Source organism: Glaesserella parasuis (genome assembly GCF_002015085.1).
In the GTDB taxonomy this organism is placed as follows: domain Bacteria; phylum Pseudomonadota; class Gammaproteobacteria; order Enterobacterales; family Pasteurellaceae; genus Glaesserella; species Glaesserella parasuis.
Genome location: NZ_MUXW01000051.1, coordinates 12,487 through 31,996 on the forward strand (window position 1 = coordinate 12,487; position 19,510 = coordinate 31,996).

The following is a 19,510-nucleotide window of genomic DNA, read 5'->3' on the forward strand; positions in this document are numbered from 1 at the left end:
TTTTTCTAAATTTTACCAATGAATTTATTCTGTTTTTTCAGTTTTCTCTTTTGGTAATACTAAATTTAAGATAATTGCCACAACCGCACATAAGCTGATGCCTTTGAGTGAGAACTCGCCCACGTTAATCAACATTCCACCGATACCGAATGTCATTACCACAGACACAATACAGAGATTGCGTGCTTCGCTCATATCTACTTTAGCGCGAATTAAGGTACTCATACCTACTGCAGCAATAGAGCCGAACACTAACATCATAATACCGCCCATCACGACACCAGGAATAGTTTGTAACAATGCACCGACTTTTCCGCAGAAAGAGATTGCAATAGCCCAACACGCAGCCCAAGTCATCACTTTTGGATTGAAGTTTTTGGTGAGCATTACCGCCCCAGTTACTTCCGCATAGGTTGTATTTGGTGGACCGCCTAGCATTGCAGCAGCAGATGTTGCCACGCCATCACCTAAAAGTGTACGGTGTAAACCTGGTTTGCTTAGGAAGTTTTTCCCTGTAACAGAGCTAATCGCCATAATACCACCAACGTGTTCTACTGCTGGTGCAAGTGCGATTGGAAGTAAGTAGAGGATTGCTTCAAGTTTAAATTCAGGTGTTGTTAATTTTGGCAAGCTGAACCACGCCGCATCATAAACAGGTTGGAAATTCACTAAACCGAAGAAGAGTGACACAATATAGCCGACCACAATTGCGAACATAATCGGCACAAGTTTCATCATACCTTTGGTAAATACAGCCACAATTAGTGTGGTAATTAGGGTAATCATTGAAACAGTCACTGCCGTTGCATAAGGAATATCAGTGCCTTTACCGATAGCCATATCTACACCGACGGGTGCTAAGCCTAAACCGATAATGATGATTACTGGACCAACTACAACAGGTGGAAATAATTTATCTAAAATTGCCACACCTTTAAATTTAACTAATGCAGATAACGCAAAATAAATTAACCCAGTAAAGACCAAACCGCCCATTGTAACAGGGATCCCCCATTGCTGAACGCCATATTGAATAGGTGCAATAAAAGCAAAAGAAGAAGCAAGGAAAATAGGAACTTGTCCTTTAGTGCAGATTTGGAAAATTAAAGTACCGATACCGGCAGTAAGAAGTGCTGTATTAGGATCTAAGCCTGTAATCAATGGCATTAGAACCAAAGCCCCAAACGCCACGAAAAGCATTTGTAAGCCAACAAACGCTTGTTTAGGCGTGCTGATATTTTCTGTTGTCATTTTTCAACTCTCTATAATGTTTGATAGTCGCCAAGCTACAAAGACATAGCTCAGGCGAACATTATATAGAAAAACGCAAACGTTTGCAGATTTTTTTGTCAAAAAAATTAATTAGACAGGCAAATTTTGTAAAGACTGGAAATGATATCGCATAGAGGTAATGTGAGCACATAACGTGTGCTCACAAGACGAAATTATCCAACCCAAACAAATTTGGCAATAAAGAGCAGTGAAACTACCGCAACAGCAGGGTTAATCTCTTTTACTCGACCTGTACAGAGTTTCATAATGGAATAACTAATGAAACCAAAAGCAATCCCTTCCGTAATCGAATAGGTAAATGGCATCATTGCAGTAGTAATAAATGCAGGTGTCGCTTCGGTTAAGTCGTCCCATTTAACTTCAATTAAACTTGAAGCCATTAAAATGCCAACAAACACTAAGGCACCAGCTGTTGCATAAGCAGGAACAACAGCTGCAAGCGGTGAGAAGAAGATCGTTAATAGGAAAAGCACACCCACAACAACAGCGGTTAAACCTGTACGCCCGCCAACAGAAACCCCTGAGCCACTTTCAATATAGGTACTGATTGCTGATGTTCCCATATAAGAGCCTGCCATAGCACTCACACTATCGACATAAAGTGCTTGTTTCATTTTTGGGAAACGACCTTGTTCATCTGCAATTCCAGCTTTGTTCGTAACTGCAATTAATGTACCTGATGAGTCAAATAAATTAACCAACATAAAGGAAAAGATAATTCCTAGCAGTGCGGTATCTAATGCCCCTGCGACATCAACTTGTCCAACGACAGCTTCAAGGCTTGGTGGAGTTGAAATCACACCTGAGAATTTGACATCAGGATCAAAGATTAACGCTAATGCAGTCACCACAACGATTGAAATTAACACACCTGAATGAATGCCTTTTGCAGCCAGTACCACGATAATAAAGAAGCCTAAAATGCCCATTAAGACTTTTGGATCGTGCAATTCACCTAAAGCCACTAAGGTCGCAGGGTTTACGACAACGAGCCCCATATTTTTAAAGCCGATTAACGCAATAAATAAGCCGATACCTGCACCAATACCCACGCGTAAACCAAGTGGAATGGCTGACATAAACCAGTAGCGAACTTGCAATATCGTGAGGATAAATAAACCGACAGAACCCCAGAAGATTGCTCCCATTCCTGTTTGCCAGCTATAACCAAGTTTTTGTACGACAACAAAAGCAAAGAATGCATTCAATCCCATTGCAGGGGCGAGTGCGATAGGAAGGTTACTGAACAACCCCATTGCAATAGTTCCGAATGCTGCGATTAAGCAGGTGGTAACAAAGACAACTTGGGTATCCATACCAGCCACACCTAAAATAGATGGGTTGACGAAAACGATATAAACCATCGTGAAGAATGTGGTAATCCCTGCCACAATTTCAGTTTTGACATTACTGCCTTTTTCTTTCAATTGAAACAAACGTTCAAGCATAGTGCCTCTTAATAAAATAAAGAATTTCAGGAAATAAGATGGAAATGAAATTGACGAAGGCAACCGATAGTGCTAAATGCACAAGAAGATAGGAAGTCTTGGCTATTTCGTTCAGAGTGTAGCCAAAATCTTAGGATTACTCAAGGGATAGAATGTAAAATACGTAATCGTTTGCTTATTTAAGCATTATTCTACAAAATAATGTGGTACAAAGTGGTTATCATTCCCTGTAATTGCGGTAAAATCTTCTCGAATACCTATACCACAAGCTGTATCCCCAACAATCCAAGCTCCTATAATTGGATACATTCCATCAAAGCAAGGTATTGCATATTTTTTATTGAAATACATAGCCATTTAACCATAAAAAGAAGAGGGCTCACTTCCTTTTGCTGGAAATTCAATACCTTGATGTTCAGAATGATAGAAAATATTAGCCTCTTCTCTTCCTAAAATTGTTTTTTTAATCCAAAGATCTGTCGAATGAGATATTTGATGCTTTGAAAGATAGGTTGGTAACAAAAGTGGATGATTAGGGTATTTTTCCACATCGGCTCAATAAACTGTGTTTTTGCCGTAGGAATATAAGTAGCAAAGTCTGTTTTAGTTAGCCATTCTAGTGGATAAAGTTTAAAAATGAGATCGATATAATTTCCGTGAAGATCAACGAATTGTTGGCTCTCATCATCGTAACCAATATCTTCAACGGCAAGTTGATGAATATTCCAACTAGCAAGAAAAGCAGTTTCACAAAGATAATCTATATTTCCCCAATCTTCTTTCGTTCGATAGACATCGCGTTGAATAAGTTGCTCGGAACAGCCTCCAAGTAAACTCAGAATAGATTAGAACTAAAGCCTCAAACGCCACGAAAAGCATTTGTAAGCCAAAGAACTCTTGATATTTTCTGTTATCATTTTTCAACTCTCTATAATTGAACTAGGATTTATGTACCATGAGTGATGAAAAACTTTGTGATACAGGCATGATTTCAATGCTATTTACATTCACATGATTAGGTTGTTGATTCAGCCACAATACTATTTCTGCAATATCTTCGGGTTTTAAATACTCTACATTTTCATAAAGTTTAGATACCTTTTCCTTATCACCTTTAAAGCGGACATACGAAAACTCAGTATCACCACATAACCCCGGTTCGACATTACTCACACGTATTGCTGTCCCAATTAGATCCGCTCTTAAATTTAAACTAAATTGTTTCAAAAAAGCCTTCGTCCCCCCATAAACGTTACCTCCTGGATAAGCATATGTGCCAGCTATTGATCCCAAATTAATAATATGCCCAGTATTTCTTTCTACCATTCCTGGTAAAATCAAATGGGTGATAGTAACCACCCCTTTGATATTGGTATCAATCATTTGGTACCAATCATCTAAATCTGCTTCATATGCAGCATCTAAACCTAATGCCAAACCAGCATTATTCACTAATAAATCGACATGTTTCCAACAATCTGGTCGATTATTTAGAGCATGAATCGTTTCATCTGCATTACGAATATCAAAAGCAAGCGGAAAAAAATGATCTGGGAATTCATCTTTTAACATCTTTAACCGTTCAATACGTCTCCCTGTACCAATAACTCTATAACCTGCCTGAATCAACGTTCGACAAATAGCTAAACCGAATCCAGAAGTTACTCCTGTTACCAATGCTGTTTTCATAATTCCCCTCCCTAAATACCATAGGTAAAAAATATTGAAGGATAAAAATTGACTATGAGTTATTGTCACCCTCTCTCAATAATTTTGCGATTGCATTACGATAAGTGATCTCTAAGCTCTCTCGACTTGTCGCCATAACACCTTGATCATTTAAGAACCCATCATTAACATCATAGACCCAACCATGAATAGAGAGTTTTTTCCCCCTCTCCCAAGCTGATTTAACAATAGTTGAACGTCCCAAATTATAAACCTGTTCCGCTACATTCAAACGAACTAACATATCCCCCCTATGTTCGGGAGATATTTTTCCAAGAAGATGGCTATGTTTAAACCATAGATCTCGAATATGCAGTAGCCAATTGCTAATTAAACCATGATCTTCCATTCCAATTGCAGCCTTAATACCGCCACAGTTGGTATGCCCACAAATAATAATATGTTCGATATCCAGCACATCCACAGCATATTGTACAACTGAAAGACAATTTAAATCGGTGTGAATGACAAGATTCCCCACATTTCTATGAACGAATAGTTCTCCTGGCTCTAATCCCGTCAACTTCTCAGCAGGAACTCGACTATCTGAACATCCAATCCATAAAAAACTAGGTTTCTGATGTTCTGCTAGCTGTTTAAAATAATCTGAATGCTCATCTTTCATTTGAGTTGCCCAAGCATGATTATTTGCAAACAGACGTTCAATTTTTTTCATAAATTCCCATTTAGTATAAAAAAACAAACCCCAAATTTTAAATTGGGAAAGAACAATTCTTATTCAAAGATTAATGAATAAAAAGGTTTTCATCTTATTATGAGTACTCATATCCGTCAAATTTAATCAATAATTAAACTCAACGAGCAGAGAGATCCCCATAAATGGATAGAACATTATATAGTAAGTTTTATCCCTCCAATAAATCCAATATGCTATAGCAAAATAGCGGGGAAGCTCCTACAAGTCTAATCTGATCACATAAGTATGATTGAATTTTACTGCTTTCATGTAGCATCTACCACGTTTTTTGTTTAAGATGAAACACAATAATTTCTTTCAACAAGTAAAACATAATGTCATCAAATGAACTTCTTCGCTGTGAAAATATCAGCAAATTTTACCAAGAGGGCGAAAATGCTACTCAGGTGCTTAAAAACGTATCCTTTTCAATGAATGCAGGCGAACTTGTGGCGATTGTTGGTAGCTCTGGCTCAGGCAAAAGTACCTTGTTACACACTCTTGGCGGTTTAGATCAACCTAGTGACGGCGAGGTGTTTATCAAAGGGCAATCATTGCAAAAGCTCAGTAGCAATGCCCTTGCAAAACTACGCAATCAACATCTAGGCTTTGTCTATCAATTTCATCACTTAATGGCGGATTTTTCTGCGTTGGAAAATGTGATGATGCCAATGTTAATCGGACAACAAAATAAAACGGAAGCCAAAGATCGTGCCGAAAAGATGTTACAAGCGGTAGGATTGGCTCACCGAATTACCCATCGACCTTCGGCGTTATCGGGCGGTGAACGCCAGCGTGTCGCGATTGCTCGTGCGTTGGTGAATAACCCTGCGTTAGTCCTTGCTGATGAACCGACCGGTAATCTCGACCAAAAAACAACCGAGAGTATTTTTGAGCTAATTCAGCGTTTAAATCAAGAACAGCAGATTGCTTTCCTGTTAGTGACCCACGACTTGAATTTAGCCCATAAACTAAACCGCCGTTTAATTATGCAAGACGGCGTATTGCGTGAGGATAACTAATGAGTACCCCATTTTTTATCAGTTGGCGTTATCAGCGTGACAAACAGAAAAATCGCTTGGTGTCATTGATTTCGCTCTTTTCTAGTGTCGGCATTGCGTTGGGCGTTGCGGTGCTGATTATCGGCTTAAGTGCGATGAACGGCTTTGAACGAGAGCTAAATCAACGAGTGCTTTCCGTTGTTCCTCACGCTGAAATTATGGCGTATAACGAAAGTAAATCAGCGACCATTGCACAAGGTGATCGCCTTGAGCATATCGTAAAAGATAACCCAAATGTGACCGCTTTATCGCCGTTTGTCAGCTTTACTGGCTTGATTGAAAATGGTAGCCAGCTAAAGATTGCACAGGTTCGGGGAATAGATCCAACCAAACAAGAACAAGTGAGCCAGCTCACCCAATTTATTCCGCAAGATCAATGGCAAGCGTTCAAGCAAGAGGGCGGTTTAGTTTTAGGGGCTGGAATTGCTCGTTCTCTGGACATCAACGTTGGCGATGAAGTCACTCTGTTATTGTCACAACCAACCGACGACGGCAAATTGGCTCAACCTTTGCGTTTTAGCTTAACGATGACCGGTATTTTGCGTTTAGACGGACAACTTGATCACAGTTACGCACTGCTTCCGATTGCAAAAGCCCAAGAACTGTTAGAACTGAAACCAAGCCAATATACAGGCATTGAATTAGCGGTGAAACAGCCGTTTCAAGTCAGAGAGATTACCTTCTCTGAATTAGCGAATTACCCACAGCAACTATATATGCAAACGTGGATTGATAAATTTGGCTATATGTACAACGATATTCAACTGATCCGCACGGTGATGTACATTGCGATGGTGCTTGTGATTGGTGTGGCGTGCTTTAACATCATTTCGACCTTAGTAATGGCAGTTAAAGACAAACAAGGCGATATTGCCATTCAGCGAACCTTAGGGGCAAACAACCGTTTTATTCAACATATTTTCCTTTGGTACGGTTTAATTTCAGGTATGAAAGGGGCGTTATTCGGCGTGGCATTAGGTGTAGTTGTATCAATGAATTTAACTGCGATTATTAAATGGTTTGAAGGTTTAATCGGAATGAAATTGCTCTCAGACGGGGTGTATTTTATTGACTTTTTACCAAGCGAAATTCATTGGCTAGACATTGTTTGGGTACTTCTCGCCACCCTAATTTTAAGCCTAATCGCAAGCCTTTATCCTGCGATTAGAGCTTCTAAATTAGAACCTGCGAAGGTGTTGAGTGGGCATTAAATACTTTTAGAGTATGACTATTTAGAACGGAAGTTATATCAACCCCAACACCTTCCGTCCATTCACGCTTGCAATATTTGCCATTTCTTCGAGATTGGTAAAACGGCAACCTGCGGAAAGTAGGCTAAGTTCTTGCCACATATCCCCCTCACAAAGAGGAACCATATAGTCACAGATATTATCTGTACCAATTGCCACAGTAATTCCCTCTGGGATCATCTCATCAGCAGGCGTTAAAGCATTATGGAATGGTAAAACTTCATCTTTACGAGGGCTATCAATCCACGCCATCGGACAAGCAATCATCATCATATCAACGGCTTTCATTTTCTTATAAAGCATCTGACGATACTCTCTAGGGTGAGCACCGATTGAAATCCCGTGAATAGCCACCACACGCCCTTGCATTCCGTGTTCCACCGCTTTATCACACAATTGCTCTGTTTCTTTCTCTTTTGGATTGTTAAATTGATCGACGTGAACGTGAAGCATTTTACCTTGTGATTTTGCGGTATCCATCAAAATATCCATCGCTTCTAAACCTTTTCCATAGTCCAATTCATCACGATAGGGTAAGCCGCCAATCATATCCACCATTTCTGAACCAATATCAAACCACTTGCGAGCATTAGGTTCGATTACACCTTTTAAAGTTTGATTTGCAAAACGTAGAATAATATCGTTTTTATACACTTCGCGTGCTTTATGTGCTGCCAAAATCGCACGGTCTTCGCAGACTTGGTCAATATCAACGAAAGTCCCAAATGCAGTTACCCCTTGTGAAATCATCAACTCAATCGCTTGGCTAAAACGGCGGTAATAATCTTCTACGCTTGAATTTCGTTTGACTTCATCAACTAAATCCCATTTCTGTTGTAAATTGGCATTTTGATAAATTTTGATTTTCTCAGGTGTCATAGTGAATGCTCTATCTGCGTGCGCGTGGGAATTAACCCAGCCCCCTTTTTTAATCACTTCATCACGAATATGGCTTTTTAAAGTACGAATTAACTGGCTCATTGCTTATCCTCTAAAATATGGGCAAAAAAAATCTCAAAAATGAGATCTTCTAGAAATGGAAAAATAATGCGATAAAAAAACAGCCAAGCTTCGTTGAATAGCGAAGCTCAGCTGAAAAAGTGTGTTGGATACTGTTATATGATTTGGTTGCATTTCTAGTTCCTTTCTTGGCACTAGGGCTACATTTTATCTTGTTTCTCTTCTTAATGCAAACGTTTGCTTTAAATAAAATATCAAATTTTAAGCGGTCGCTTCTCTTAATAATTTTTCAATTACTCGAGAAACGGCAAAAAAGCCAAAAGTGGCAGTAACCATAGTCGCTGCACCAAAACCATTGGCACAATTCATTGTTGCAGACACTTCACAGCCCTCTCTCATTTTAGGGAAAATCAATGGCTGAGTAGAGAATACACAATCAATACCAAATTTACGTTTAGGGTTTTGGCTGAAATTATACTCTTTTCGCAATAGGCTACGCACCTTAGACGCTAGAGGATCTTGAATAGTTTTACTTAAATCCGTGATCTGAATTTGCGTTGGATCAGTTTGCCCACCTGCACCGCCTGTGGTGATTATCTTAATTTTATTACGCTTACAAAATGCAATTAACGCTGCTTTCACCCTAACGCTATCAATCGCATCAATCACATAATCATAATCTCTTAACAAATAATCAGTTAAATTATCCAGTGTAAGAAAATCATCAATGATCGTCACTTCACATTCAGGATTGATTTTAGCGATCCGCTCTTGCATCACTTCCGTTTTCAATTTACCGATCTCGCCCGACATTGCGTGGATTTGGCGATTAATGTTGGTGACACAAATATCGTCCATATCAATTAAGGTTAATTTACCAATACCTGAACGAGCCAACGCTTCCACCGCCCAAGATCCGACACCGCCAATCCCAATCACACAAATGTGCGATTGACGTAATTTGGCTAATCCTTCAGCTGTATAAAGACGACCAATTCCGCCAAAACGTTGTTCGTAGTTGTCTATTCTTGCCATGTTAATCCTTTAGCTCTACATAAACTACTTCGAATTTGTTGAGGGTTAATGCAACTTCATCGTTGGTCTTAAAAAACGATTAATTCTACCAACCAACATAATCAACCCTGTTTTGACACAACCGTGTAGAGCCACTTGGTGCATACGATAAAGTGAAAGGTATGCCATACGGGCGATCTTCCCTTCAATAAACATTGAGCCTTTAGTTAAATTCCCCATTAGACTACCTACTGTACCAAAACGAGAGAAAGAAATTAGCGAGCCTTTATCATCAAATATAAAAGCCTTTAAAGGTTTGTTTTCTAATTGTGCTAAGATATTTTTACCACAAACCGCTGCCATTTGATGTGCCGATTGGGCTCTAGGAGGAACAGGCTTACCATCTGCTTGTAGCAAAAAGGCACAGTCACCAATCACATAGACGTTCTCATCAGTTAATGTCTGTAAAGTATCTTTGATTGCAATTTGATTAATACGATTAGTTTCAAAGCCAAATGTTTTTGTTATTTCAGGGGCTTTAACACCTGCCGCCCAAACCATCAGATCTGCTTTAAAGTTTTCATCATATTTAGTAACTAATCCCTCCGCAGTTGCACGAATAACAGGAGTATTGGTTAACACATCTACACCCAATGCACGTAACTCTTTAATTGCAGATGCCGATACCCTTTCTGGTAACGCAGGCAACAAGCGTTCTCCTGCTTCTAATAATGTCACCTTCAAGCTAGTATTATCTAACTTACCATATCCATAAGAATTTAAATGTTTAACCGCATTATACAGTTCTGCGGATAGTTCAATACCTGTAGCCCCGCCACCAACAACAGCGATATGAACTTCTTTTTCATTATTATTTGAAAATTTCAAAAACAATTCCATCATACGTTTATGGAATACTTTTGCTTGCTCTGAACTGTCTAAGAAAATACAGTGTTCTGCAACACCAGGCGTATTAAAATCATTTGAGCGACTTCCGATTGCAAGAACCAATTTATCATAGACAATGGTACGTTCCGCTACTAATAATTCCCCCGCCTCATCATAGATTGGGGCTAATACAATGATTTTTTCTGCTGGTTTAACTTGAGTTAATGTGCCTTGACGAAATTCAAAGTGATGATTTTTCGCATGAGCACGATAACTTAAAGCATCAGTACCATCATCTAAAGAGCCTGTTGCAACTTCATGAAGTAACGGTTTCCATAAATGGCTAATATTTTTATCCACCAAAACAATATTTGCCTTTTTCTTTTTACCTAATTTGTTACCTAAATAAGTTGCAAGCTCTAATCCACCTGCACCGCCGCCAACGATAACGATCGTTTCCATTGTTTGCTCCGAAATGAATAAATATTAAAACTAAAGGCATTCTAAACCTTAGCTACTGAATGATCTAGGTAGATTTACAAATTATTTCAGTGGAATAAATAAATAGATAGATATTTGATAAGTTTTGCACAGGCAAATGATGTCAAGTAAAAAAAGGTGAAAAAATCTAATTTTTTTTACATTTAACCTCTAGCCAAAATATAACCTATTGATTTTTAAACAAAAGCTATTTTATAAGCAATCGTAAAGAGGGAGGAAAAACCCTATGAATTATCAAGGGTTTGGCGTGTTTTAAAAAAGTAATCCACAAAGTTATCCACAGGCTTTGTGGATAGAAAAAGCCTTATTTTTTCACTGATTTTATGAACAGTAATGGGGGGCGATGTTGAAGATCTTTAAATTCGTTGTGCCATTCAACTTGATCGGCAAGCATAGGCTCTTCCACTTGCTCAATGGTGAAATTGCTTTGAATAAGGGTATTTAAAATGGTGGCGGTAGTGCGGTGGTAAGTTTTAAAAGATTGCTGAAACCAATTACGATCACGCTCACCTTCATCACGGTAATAATTTAAGCGGTATGCGACTTGTTGCCTATTGATTTTTTCCCAACGCTCACCTTCTTTAAAACAAGTTACAATCGGGTGTTCTTGCGAAAAAATCAGTTGCCCTTGTGGTTTTAATTTGGCAGAAATCTGCGTTAATAAGGAAGATAAATCTTTTATATAATGAAAAGCAAAAGAGCTTGTCACCAGATCAAAATAGCTTTCTGCTATGGTGGATAAGGCTTCCATCGGTAAGCAATAAAAACGGTAAGCGGCCGGATCTACGCTATTTTTTGCAAAATCTTTTTCAGCTTGTTCAAGCATAGATTGAGATAAATCTAAGCCTACAACCTGTTTCGCCCCCATTGCCATATAATGCAACAAATGGCCACCAGCCCCGCAACCTAAATCCAGCACTTTTTTTCCGTTCAGATCAGGTAAAAGCGAAAACATCGTAGGCTTTTCCACCACTTCATTTAGGCTTATCGGATTTTCACGCAGTTTAAGATAGCGTTCAAAGAAAATCGGGTTGTCGTAGATGCTGGTTTTCATTTGCAAAAATCTCTCAAATCCTACCGCTTGTAAATATCTTCACCATCACGGCGAGTTTTCAAGATACGCAAGATCCAGACATATTGCTCTGGATTTTTTGGCACAAAGTACTCAATCACTTCGTTCATTTGCCGTGCCGACTGTTGCTCATCACCTGCAAATTCAAGCGGTGGCAAAATTTCAATTTGATACACGCCTTTTTCCGCATTGTAAATCGGGAACATTGGGATCACCACTGCACTTGCCACACGAGCCATTTTCGCTAGCCCTGGCAATGTTGCTTTTTCAGTCGCAAAAAATGGCACATACACACTCAAGGCTTCACCGAAGTCTTCATCGGGCAAAAAATAACCCAAACACCCTTTACGCACATCATTTAAAAAGGGTTTAATCCCATTTTGACGGGTATGCATTTTGCCGCCAAAACGTTCGCGAGTGCGATTCCAAAGCCAATCGACAAGGGGATTATGATGTGGGTTATACATTGAAACCATTGGCATTCCGTAGGTATGCATAATAATCCCCGACGCATCAATCGACCAAGTATGTGGCACGAGTAAAATCACGTTTTTACCGTTCGCTCTCGCTTCTCGTACAATATCCAAACCTGAAAACTCACTACGTTTTTGAATATGTTCAACAGAACGCAACGCAATTTCACCAATTCCTAACATCGTTTGAGCGACAGTAATAAACATTTTTTCAATCACATCTGACCGCTTCTCTTCCGGCCAATCAGGAAAACAGTAGCGTAAATTGCTATCCGCTCGATGATATTGCTTTTTCCCTTTCAGCTTTTTAGCAACGATTTTTCCTACCCAGGTCGCCAGCTTATCACGCCAACGAAATGGCACATAAGCCAAGATCACTAGTCCCAACATTCCTAGCCAAATTCCCCAATATTTCGGGTGTAAAAAGGCTTTTTGAAACTGATGTTGATAACCTACTCGATATGTTTCACGTTCTGACATTCTTTTGCCCTATTTCTTACGGTCGATAATATTTTTCACCGCCAAAATCAATCCCAAACCAATAAATGCCCCAGGTGGTAAAATGGCTAATAGCAAGCCTGAATCTAAATGTAGCAGATCCATTCTTAAGGCTTTTGCCCAACTGCCTAGCAATAAATCCAAGCCGTCAAACAGTGTACCGTTACCAATAATTTCTCGTATCGCCCCAAGCACCACAAGGCTTAACGTCATCCCCAACCCCATCGCAAAGCCATCAAAAGCTGAATGGGCGATACTATTTTTGGAGGCAAAGGCTTCCGCCCGACCGATGACAATACAGTTTGTCACAATCAACGGCACGAAAATACCCAAAGATTGATACACAGGAAAAGCAAAGGCATTCATTAACAACTGAATAGTCGTCACCGCAGTTGCAATAATCATCACATAAATCGGAATACGGATATCGTGCGGAATAACCTTACGGAACAAGGAAATGATCGTATTTGTAATGGTCAAAACCAATAAGGTTGCCAATCCTAAGCCCAAGGCATTTGTGATATTATTCGACACCGCCAACAACGGACACAATCCAAGTAGCTGAACTAAAGTCGAGTTATTTGTCCATACACCTTGCGTAAATAAATTTTTCCAAACTGAAGATTTTGCTTCGGCTGTCGTTTCTTCAATTTGAGTAATAGGGATTTGGGTTTCTTGCATATTTTATCTCTAAATTTTTCATTATTTACAACTCAAAAAACCTTCCACCATTTCAGGCTTTTGCTTTAACTGAGTAATCACCCATTTTGCACTTTGGCGAACATTATTCACCACCGCTCTTGGTGTAATGGTCGCACCAGTAAATTGATCGAAGGTACCACCGTCTTTTTTTACCGCCCATTCGCCTTCATTCTCTAAGCTAAATTTGCGGTTGGTGAAGCTGTAAATCCAATCGCTAATACGCGTTTCAATCTTATCGCCTAGCCCCGGCGTTTCTTTATGAGCAAGGGTTCGTACACCTAATACCGTGCCGTCAGGCTGAATACCCATCAACAGCTCTATATTGCCCGAATAGCCGTCTGGAGCGGTGGCTTGAATGGCGTAAGCGGTCAGATCCGAGCCTTTTTTTGCCATATAGATTTTATTTAAAAACGGCGCTTCAGGAAGTTTAACCACTTTGCAAGTTGCTAATAGATCATTATCAAAATGTACTTGTGGCACAACTTCTAATAATAATTGCCGTTGCTGTTCTGCCGTAACCGCATCAATTCGACTTTTAGTCAGCAGATAAACGCCCGTCGAAACCGCCGTACATAGTAAGGCTATCGCCCCTAAAATCAGGGCGTAACGTGTGGTAATCACTGATGTTTTCATTGTTTCCGTCCTAATTTTGTGCCGTATAAACGAGGCTGAGTATAGTGGTCGATTAACGGCACACAGATGTTTGCCAACAACACCGCAAACGCCACGCCGTCAGGGTAGTTGCCATAATAACGAATGAAATAAATCAACAAACCGACCAACGCCCCGAAAATCAGTTTGCCTTTTGGCGTGATTGAAGCGGTGACAGGATCGGTTGCAATAAAGAATGCCCCGAACATCATCGCCCCACTAAATAACTGGGCTTGAGCCGTCCAACGAGCCGTTTCTGACACAAAATCTGTCGCAAAGCTCAACAAGGCAAAAGCCCCCAACATCGCAACAGGAATTTGCCAATGAATAATTCGCTTATAAATCAATAACAAACCACCAAGCAAAAAGGCTAAATTCACTTGCCCCCAACCGCCGAGCAACACATCTGCAAAAAGTTTGTCTAACTGAATACCTAAGGTCACATTATCTTTAATGCTACTCATAGCCTGTTTTGAGCCGTCTAACACTGTGGCAGACGACACGCCATCGACACTTTGAATAAGTTGATGAACGTTAAAGCCGTCCGTGGTGACATTTGCAAAAATCAGCGAAAAACTATCCGCTAACGTCGGTGGCTCATTTAATAACGCCAAAGGAGGCAACCACGCCGTCATTTGCACAGGGAATGACACCAACAACAACGCATAGCCAATCATTGCAGGGTTAAATAAATTCTGCCCCAAACCGCCATAAACGTGCTTTGCCAGCAACAACGCCACAATCACGCCAATCACAATTACCCAATAAGGTGCATAGGGCGGAATAGCCATCGCCAAAATCAATGCTGTCAAAATCCCCGATAAATCCGCCAAATAGAAAGCGGTCGCTTTACCACGCAATTTTGCAACGGCAATTTCAATCACCACAGCCAAGCCAATCGCCAAGCTCGCCTGAATGAATACCCCGTAACCAAAAAAATACCACTGCACCACTAATGCAGGCAACATAGCACCAACCACCCACAGCATAAAATTTGCTGTCAAGTTGTTGGAATGCGTGTGGGGGGAACTGATCATTTTAAACATCAAATGTTTCCTTTATATCGTCTAAATTTGCTAAATCTTCGGCAAATGCATATTAAATTTAATCGTGAGCATTCGGATTGCAATGACCGTCGTTACCGTTGCCACATCAATCCAATTACTTTCAAACCCAGCATCACGGAACAAAATAAAAATAATACCGCCAACAAGACTTGCGGTCACATACACTTCTTTTTGTAAAATGACCGGCACTTCGTTGCGTAAAATATCCCGAATAAGCCCACCAAAACAGCCTGTTACACCGCCTAATGCAACACAAATTAACGGATGCAAGCCAAAATCCAGCCCTTTTTGCACACCAATTACAGTAAACACCCCCAACCCAATCGCATCAAAAATCAACAAGCCTTTTTTCCAATAATCACGGTCGATCTGATTTTTCAAAATTGCCACAATCACTACCGCCACTGAAATCATCAGCACATAAATCGGCTGTTTCATCCAAAACACAGGGGTACTGCTAATCATCACATCTCGCAAGGTTCCACCGCCCACGCCTGTCACAAAAGCTAATACAAACATACCGAAAATATCCATTTTGTGCTGGCGTGCCGCAATCGCCCCTGAAATCGCAAAAACAATAGTACCAATCAAGTCTTGAATAAACAAAAACGACCACGGAAATGGGGGAAATAATTCGTTCATTTGTGTTCCTTAATTATTAGTTCATTTACTTGTGTCACTTTCATAACAATAATATATGTAGGGACACACTGCGTGTGTCCGTAAATCAACGTTGTGGGGGTTTAACTAATGCGGACACACGCAGTGTGTCCCTACTATGCTATTTCTGAGCTTCTTTTTTCGCCTTCGCCCTTGCAATCGCTGCTGCAACTGCTGCTTTTCTTGAATCTTCCGCAACTTCAGCTTTTGCAACATTTTCATCAGAAACCACCGCTTGCTGTGCTTCTTTCTTCGCTTTTGCTCTGGCTAAAGCTGCCGCAACTGCCGCTTTGCGTGGATCATTCCCCTCGCCCGCTTGCGGGAGAGGGACAAATTCAAGCGACGTAATGTCGCGAGAATCAGGGAGAGGGCTAACTTCCACCTGCTTCGCCAACCGTCTTGCCTTACGTTGTGCCATCAATTCGCTGTTATCTGGCTCACCGTTGGCTTTGGTTTGAACTGGGGTAGCCGTTTCTGCTTTTTTCGCTTTCAAGCGTTCAAGTGCCGCTTTAACTGGGTCTTCCCCTTGACTATTTGCCACTTCTTCACGACGTTTTTCTGCAGCTTGTTGAATACGCGCCGTGCGAGCTTCTTTCTCTTTATTTAAACGGGCTTCACGAGTTTCAAAACGGATCTTCGCTTCTTCCGCTTGTTTGGCTTTTTGATCGACTTCTTGGATCTTGGCTTTTTCTTGGCGGAAATACTGAATAAGCGGAATGTAACTAGGGCAAACGTAGGCACAAACACCGCACTCTATACAAGCATCTAAATGGTATTCCTTTGATTTATCGTGATCTTCTGCACGGGCAAACCAGTAAAGTTGTTGCGGTAACAAATCGACAGGACAAGCATCAGAACAGCTTGAACAACGAATACAATTTCGCTCTGGTTCTGGCGGTGCATATTCAAAGTGATCAGGGGCGATAATACAGTTTGCTGTTTTGGTAACCGGTGATTGTAGTGACGGCAAAATAAAGCCCATCATCGGCCCACCTAAAAAGACAGGAAAACGTTCATCCGCTTGATAATCCACTTGTTCAAGCAAATGCAAAATCGGCGTGCCGAGCCTTGCCCAAACGTTGCCTTTATTGCGGATTTTATCGCCCGTCAGCGTCACCACTCGCTCAATTAACGGCTCATCGTCCATTACCGCACGTTTTACTGCAAATGCCGTTCCGACATTGTGCATCACAATGCCCATCTCAATGGTTCGTTTACCTTGCGGAATTTCTAGCCCTGTCAGTACTTGCACCAACTGATCGCTTGCCCCCGACGGATATTTAGTCGGGATCACTCGCACGCTAATATCATTTGCACCTTTTAACGCCTTTTCGACCGCTTGTATCGCTTTCGGTTTATTATCTTCAATGGCGATCACCACTTCTTCAGGGCGAAGCACATAGCGTAAAATCCGCACACCTTCGATCATCTCATCGGCATAATCTTGCATTAAACGATCATCACAGGTGATATAAGGTTCGCATTCTGCACCGTTAATAATCAATAACTTACAGCGTTTATCGGCAAAATGTAATTTGTGTGATGTTGGGAAGACCGCACCGCCTAAGCCTGCGATCCCGGCTTGGTAAACTTTTTGAATAATCTGATCGCTTGTTAGGCTTAAAAAATCATCAATCGGCTGACGTTCGATCCACTTATCTTCGCCGTCCGTTTCAATCACAATGGTTAATTCGGGTAAGCCAGACGGGTGTGATGAAACGTGGGGCTGAATAGCGACCACTTTTCCTGAAGTCGGACTATGAACAGGCAGTTGGCGATAATTATCCCCTTTCGTCAAGGCTTGCCCTTTCAGCACCAAATCCCCTTGCTGAACAATCACGTCCCCAGCCGTTCCCGAATGTTGCAACACAGGCACATAGAAAAATTTCGGCAGATGTAACGAACGGATCGGCTTTTGGTTCGACTGTTTTTTCATTTCAGGCGGGTGGATACCGCCAGGGAAATCCCATAACTTTCCTTCACGAATACGGCTTAATACATCAGCTTGCATTACTTCCCCCAACCACAATTTTCTTTTCAACTTCAGTGGTATTCACAATCGGGATCACCAAATTCGCATCAAATTTCCAGTTCCAGTTTTGTGTCGTTTGTTTCACTTTTATCATTTCAATACAATCAGTCGGGCAAGGGGCAACACAGAGTTCACACCCTGTACAAAAATCGGCAATCACCGTATGCATCGCTTTGTTTGTCCCGACAATCGCATCAACAGGGCAAGCTGCAATGCATTTGGTACAGCCGATACACAACTCTTCGTGAATATACGCCACCTTTGCCACGGGCTCTTCGCCTGATGTTTCAGGAACATCAACCCCAAGCAATTCAGCGATTTTCACCACCGTTGCTTGCCCACCCGGGATACATTTCGTAATGTCATCGCCATTTGCCACCGCTTCCGCATAGGGCTTACAACCAGGGTAGCCACATTGTCCACATTGGCTTTGTGGTAACAAGGCATCGATCTGTTCAACAATTGGATCGGCTTCAACTTTCAGCTTAACCGATGAATAGCCCAGCATCGCCCCAAAAACCAAGGCAATCGCTGCAATCGCAAGTAAAATATAGAGAATAATGGAATGATCGAACATTAGATTTTTACCAAACCTGTAAAGCCCATAAAGGCTAATGACATCAACCCTGCGGTAATTAACGCAATGGACGCACCTTGAAAGGCTCTAGGCACATCTGCTGCAACCAACCGCTCACGCAAAGCTGAAAAAAGCACTAAAACTAATGAAAACCCTGCCGCCGCACCGAAGCCGTAAAGCACAGACTGCACAAGATTATTAGATAAATTCACGTTCAACAACGCCACCCCTAATACCGCACAGTTAGTAGTAATCAGTGGCAAATAGATACCCAGTAAACGATAAAGAGCAGGGCTGGTTTTGTGTACGATCATTTCAGTTAATTGCACAATCACCGCAATCACCAAAATAAAGACCAAGGTGCGTAAAAACTGAGCTTCAAGGGGAACGAGCAGATAGGTTTCGACCAAATAAGCAGAAAGCGAAGCGACCGTCAAAACGAAAGTTGTCGCCATACCCATACCGATAGCTGTTTCAACCTTTTTCGACACGCCCATAAACGGACAAAGCCCCAAGAATTTCACAAGCACGAAGTTATTGATTAACGCCGTACTGATAATTAACAGAATATACTCAACCATTTAACCCACGAATTTATCATCAGAAAATCTAAAAAATGTCGTGTATTATCGGCTTTTTTGCTGTAATGAACAACCTATTTACATCAACTCACTTACAAGCGACCAGGGCAAGATCGCATCTTTCTCAAATTTATGATCTAATACACCTTAATTATCCATATCAAATCAGGTTGTAAAATGAGCGTTTTTTGTTTTTTTGAAAATTTATCCGACCCACGAGCCTATAATCAAAAACACCACTTTTTAGACATCGTTTTTCTCGTCGTCAGTGCCGTGATGTCGGGGGCAAACAGCTGGACTGAAATCAAACTTTTTGGCGAATTACATTTGGATTGGTTGCGAAAATATCGTCCTTTT

The 19,510-nt window shown here is 40.9% G+C and carries 19 protein-coding genes and 1 pseudogene; 3 read left to right on the forward strand and 17 right to left on the reverse strand.

The genetic code is table 11. From position 1 onward, the window contains the following. Positions 1-24: 24 nt before the first annotated feature. From B0183_RS10460 to can, 5 genes and pseudogenes are all read right to left on the reverse strand, one after another. On the reverse strand, positions 25-1,251 hold the full coding sequence (locus B0183_RS10460; RefSeq protein WP_021114390.1) for a uracil-xanthine permease family protein: 1,227 nt from the start codon (positions 1,249-1,251) through the stop codon (positions 25-27). Positions 1,252-1,445: 194 nt separating this feature from the next. After that, a complete protein-coding gene (locus tag B0183_RS10465) occupies positions 1,446-2,741 on the reverse strand; it encodes an NCS2 family permease (protein WP_078208762.1) in 1,296 nt (431 codons plus the stop codon). 186 nt (positions 2,742-2,927) lie between these two features. After that, positions 2,928-3,505: pseudogene (locus B0183_RS12820) on the reverse strand (glutathionylspermidine synthase family protein). A gap of 175 nt (positions 3,506-3,680) precedes the next feature. Continuing rightward, on the reverse strand, positions 3,681-4,430 hold the full coding sequence (locus B0183_RS10480) for an SDR family oxidoreductase (RefSeq protein WP_021111680.1): 750 nt from the start codon (positions 4,428-4,430) through the stop codon (positions 3,681-3,683). A 52-nt stretch (positions 4,431-4,482) separates the two neighbouring features. Continuing rightward, a complete protein-coding gene (can, locus tag B0183_RS10485) occupies positions 4,483-5,145 on the reverse strand; it encodes a carbonate dehydratase (RefSeq protein WP_005712827.1) in 663 nt (220 codons plus the stop codon). A gap of 356 nt (positions 5,146-5,501) precedes the next feature. On the opposite strand from can, the gene lolD reads away from it, so the two are divergent. Beyond that, positions 5,502-6,188, forward strand: a complete 687-nt coding sequence (lolD, locus tag B0183_RS10490) for a lipoprotein-releasing ABC transporter ATP-binding protein LolD (protein ID WP_021114396.1) — start codon at positions 5,502-5,504, stop codon at positions 6,186-6,188. After that, entirely contained in the window at positions 6,188-7,438 is a 1,251-nt protein-coding gene (gene lolE / locus B0183_RS10495) for a lipoprotein-releasing ABC transporter permease subunit LolE (RefSeq protein ID WP_078208765.1), read from the forward strand. The genes lolD and lolE overlap by 1 nt, the downstream gene beginning before the upstream one ends. 33 nt (positions 7,439-7,471) lie before the next feature. Here the strand turns inward: lolE and B0183_RS10500 are convergent, their stop codons facing one another. The 12 genes from B0183_RS10500 to rsxA all read right to left on the reverse strand — a co-directional run bounded on the left by B0183_RS10500 (position 7,472) and on the right by rsxA (position 19,153). Beyond that, on the reverse strand, positions 7,472-8,458 hold the full coding sequence (locus B0183_RS10500; protein ID WP_010786502.1) for an amidohydrolase family protein: 987 nt from the start codon (positions 8,456-8,458) through the stop codon (positions 7,472-7,474). Positions 8,459-8,698: 240 nt separating this feature from the next. Continuing rightward, the gene (tcdA, locus tag B0183_RS10505; RefSeq protein WP_020457522.1) at positions 8,699-9,472 is read right to left on the reverse strand and encodes a tRNA cyclic N6-threonylcarbamoyladenosine(37) synthase TcdA; all 774 of its coding nucleotides are present in this window, start codon (positions 9,470-9,472) and stop codon (positions 8,699-8,701) included. Between the two features lie 45 nt (positions 9,473-9,517). Beyond that, on the reverse strand, positions 9,518-10,801 hold the full coding sequence (locus B0183_RS10510) for an NAD(P)/FAD-dependent oxidoreductase (protein ID WP_078208766.1): 1,284 nt from the start codon (positions 10,799-10,801) through the stop codon (positions 9,518-9,520). 343 nt (positions 10,802-11,144) lie between these two features. Further along, positions 11,145-11,894, reverse strand: a complete 750-nt coding sequence (locus B0183_RS10515; protein WP_062924200.1) for a class I SAM-dependent methyltransferase — start codon at positions 11,892-11,894, stop codon at positions 11,145-11,147. 20 nt (positions 11,895-11,914) lie between these two features. Further along, the gene (gene lpxM / locus B0183_RS10520) at positions 11,915-12,865 is read right to left on the reverse strand and encodes a lauroyl-Kdo(2)-lipid IV(A) myristoyltransferase (protein ID WP_062924199.1); all 951 of its coding nucleotides are present in this window, start codon (positions 12,863-12,865) and stop codon (positions 11,915-11,917) included. A 9-nt stretch (positions 12,866-12,874) separates the two neighbouring features. After that, positions 12,875-13,564, reverse strand: a complete 690-nt coding sequence (locus B0183_RS10525) for an electron transport complex subunit E (RefSeq protein ID WP_035490863.1) — start codon at positions 13,562-13,564, stop codon at positions 12,875-12,877. Between the two features lie 21 nt (positions 13,565-13,585). Next, positions 13,586-14,218: an electron transport complex subunit RsxG gene (gene rsxG / locus B0183_RS10530; protein ID WP_062924198.1), complete on the reverse strand. Its 633-nt coding sequence runs from the start codon at positions 14,216-14,218 to the stop codon at positions 13,586-13,588. Continuing rightward, positions 14,215-15,282 (reverse strand): electron transport complex subunit RsxD, encoded by a 1,068-nt coding sequence (gene rsxD, locus B0183_RS10535; RefSeq protein WP_062924197.1) that lies wholly within the window; start codon positions 15,280-15,282, stop codon positions 14,215-14,217. Before rsxD ends, rsxG begins: the two co-directional genes overlap by 4 nt. Before the next feature lie 30 nt (positions 15,283-15,312). Continuing rightward, positions 15,313-15,945 carry a trimeric intracellular cation channel family protein gene (locus B0183_RS10540; RefSeq protein WP_021116378.1) on the reverse strand — a complete coding sequence of 211 codons (633 nt, stop codon included), beginning with the start codon at positions 15,943-15,945 and terminating at the stop codon, positions 15,313-15,315. A gap of 139 nt (positions 15,946-16,084) precedes the next feature. After that, the gene (gene rsxC / locus B0183_RS10545; RefSeq protein WP_078208767.1) at positions 16,085-17,974 is read right to left on the reverse strand and encodes an electron transport complex subunit RsxC; all 1,890 of its coding nucleotides are present in this window, start codon (positions 17,972-17,974) and stop codon (positions 16,085-16,087) included. Continuing rightward, positions 17,964-18,572, reverse strand: coding sequence for an electron transport complex subunit RsxB (gene rsxB, locus B0183_RS10550; RefSeq protein ID WP_078208768.1), 609 nt, complete (start codon positions 18,570-18,572; stop codon positions 17,964-17,966). Before rsxB ends, rsxC begins: the two co-directional genes overlap by 11 nt. Further along, positions 18,572-19,153 (reverse strand): electron transport complex subunit RsxA, encoded by a 582-nt coding sequence (gene rsxA, locus B0183_RS10555; protein ID WP_021116380.1) that lies wholly within the window; start codon positions 19,151-19,153, stop codon positions 18,572-18,574. The genes rsxB and rsxA overlap by 1 nt, the downstream gene beginning before the upstream one ends. Before the next feature lie 177 nt (positions 19,154-19,330). On the opposite strand from rsxA, the gene B0183_RS10560 reads away from it, so the two are divergent. Beyond that, positions 19,331-19,510, forward strand: a 180-nt coding sequence (locus B0183_RS10560; protein ID WP_131826775.1) for a transposase family protein, incomplete at its 3' end; no start/stop codon positions are given.

What these genes read in the sequence shown, in the direction of transcription:
- B0183_RS10460 (WP_021114390.1), bottom strand. Translation starts at nt 1,251, where the DNA reads ATGACAACAGAAAATATCAGCACGCCTAAACAAGCGTTTGTTGGCTTA.
- B0183_RS10465 (WP_078208762.1), bottom strand. Translation starts at nt 2,741, where the DNA reads ATGCTTGAACGTTTGTTTCAATTGAAAGAAAAAGGCAGTAATGTCAAA.
- B0183_RS10480 (WP_021111680.1), bottom strand. Translation starts at nt 4,430, where the DNA reads ATGAAAACAGCATTGGTAACAGGAGTAACTTCTGGATTCGGTTTAGCT.
- can (WP_005712827.1), bottom strand. Translation starts at nt 5,145, where the DNA reads ATGAAAAAAATTGAACGTCTGTTTGCAAATAATCATGCTTGGGCAACT.
- lolD (WP_021114396.1), top strand. Translation starts at nt 5,502, where the DNA reads ATGTCATCAAATGAACTTCTTCGCTGTGAAAATATCAGCAAATTTTAC.
- lolE (WP_078208765.1), top strand. Translation starts at nt 6,188, where the DNA reads ATGAGTACCCCATTTTTTATCAGTTGGCGTTATCAGCGTGACAAACAG.
- B0183_RS10500 (WP_010786502.1), bottom strand. Translation starts at nt 8,458, where the DNA reads ATGAGCCAGTTAATTCGTACTTTAAAAAGCCATATTCGTGATGAAGTG.
- tcdA (WP_020457522.1), bottom strand. Translation starts at nt 9,472, where the DNA reads ATGGCAAGAATAGACAACTACGAACAACGTTTTGGCGGAATTGGTCGT.
- B0183_RS10510 (WP_078208766.1), bottom strand. Translation starts at nt 10,801, where the DNA reads ATGGAAACGATCGTTATCGTTGGCGGCGGTGCAGGTGGATTAGAGCTT.
- B0183_RS10515 (WP_062924200.1), bottom strand. Translation starts at nt 11,894, where the DNA reads ATGAAAACCAGCATCTACGACAACCCGATTTTCTTTGAACGCTATCTT.
- lpxM (WP_062924199.1), bottom strand. Translation starts at nt 12,865, where the DNA reads ATGTCAGAACGTGAAACATATCGAGTAGGTTATCAACATCAGTTTCAA.
- B0183_RS10525 (WP_035490863.1), bottom strand. Translation starts at nt 13,564, where the DNA reads ATGCAAGAAACCCAAATCCCTATTACTCAAATTGAAGAAACGACAGCC.
- rsxG (WP_062924198.1), bottom strand. Translation starts at nt 14,218, where the DNA reads ATGAAAACATCAGTGATTACCACACGTTACGCCCTGATTTTAGGGGCG.
- rsxD (WP_062924197.1), bottom strand. Translation starts at nt 15,282, where the DNA reads ATGTTTAAAATGATCAGTTCCCCCCACACGCATTCCAACAACTTGACA.
- B0183_RS10540 (WP_021116378.1), bottom strand. Translation starts at nt 15,945, where the DNA reads ATGAACGAATTATTTCCCCCATTTCCGTGGTCGTTTTTGTTTATTCAA.
- rsxC (WP_078208767.1), bottom strand. Translation starts at nt 17,974, where the DNA reads ATGCAAGCTGATGTATTAAGCCGTATTCGTGAAGGAAAGTTATGGGAT.
- rsxB (WP_078208768.1), bottom strand. Translation starts at nt 18,572, where the DNA reads ATGTTCGATCATTCCATTATTCTCTATATTTTACTTGCGATTGCAGCG.
- rsxA (WP_021116380.1), bottom strand. Translation starts at nt 19,153, where the DNA reads ATGGTTGAGTATATTCTGTTAATTATCAGTACGGCGTTAATCAATAAC.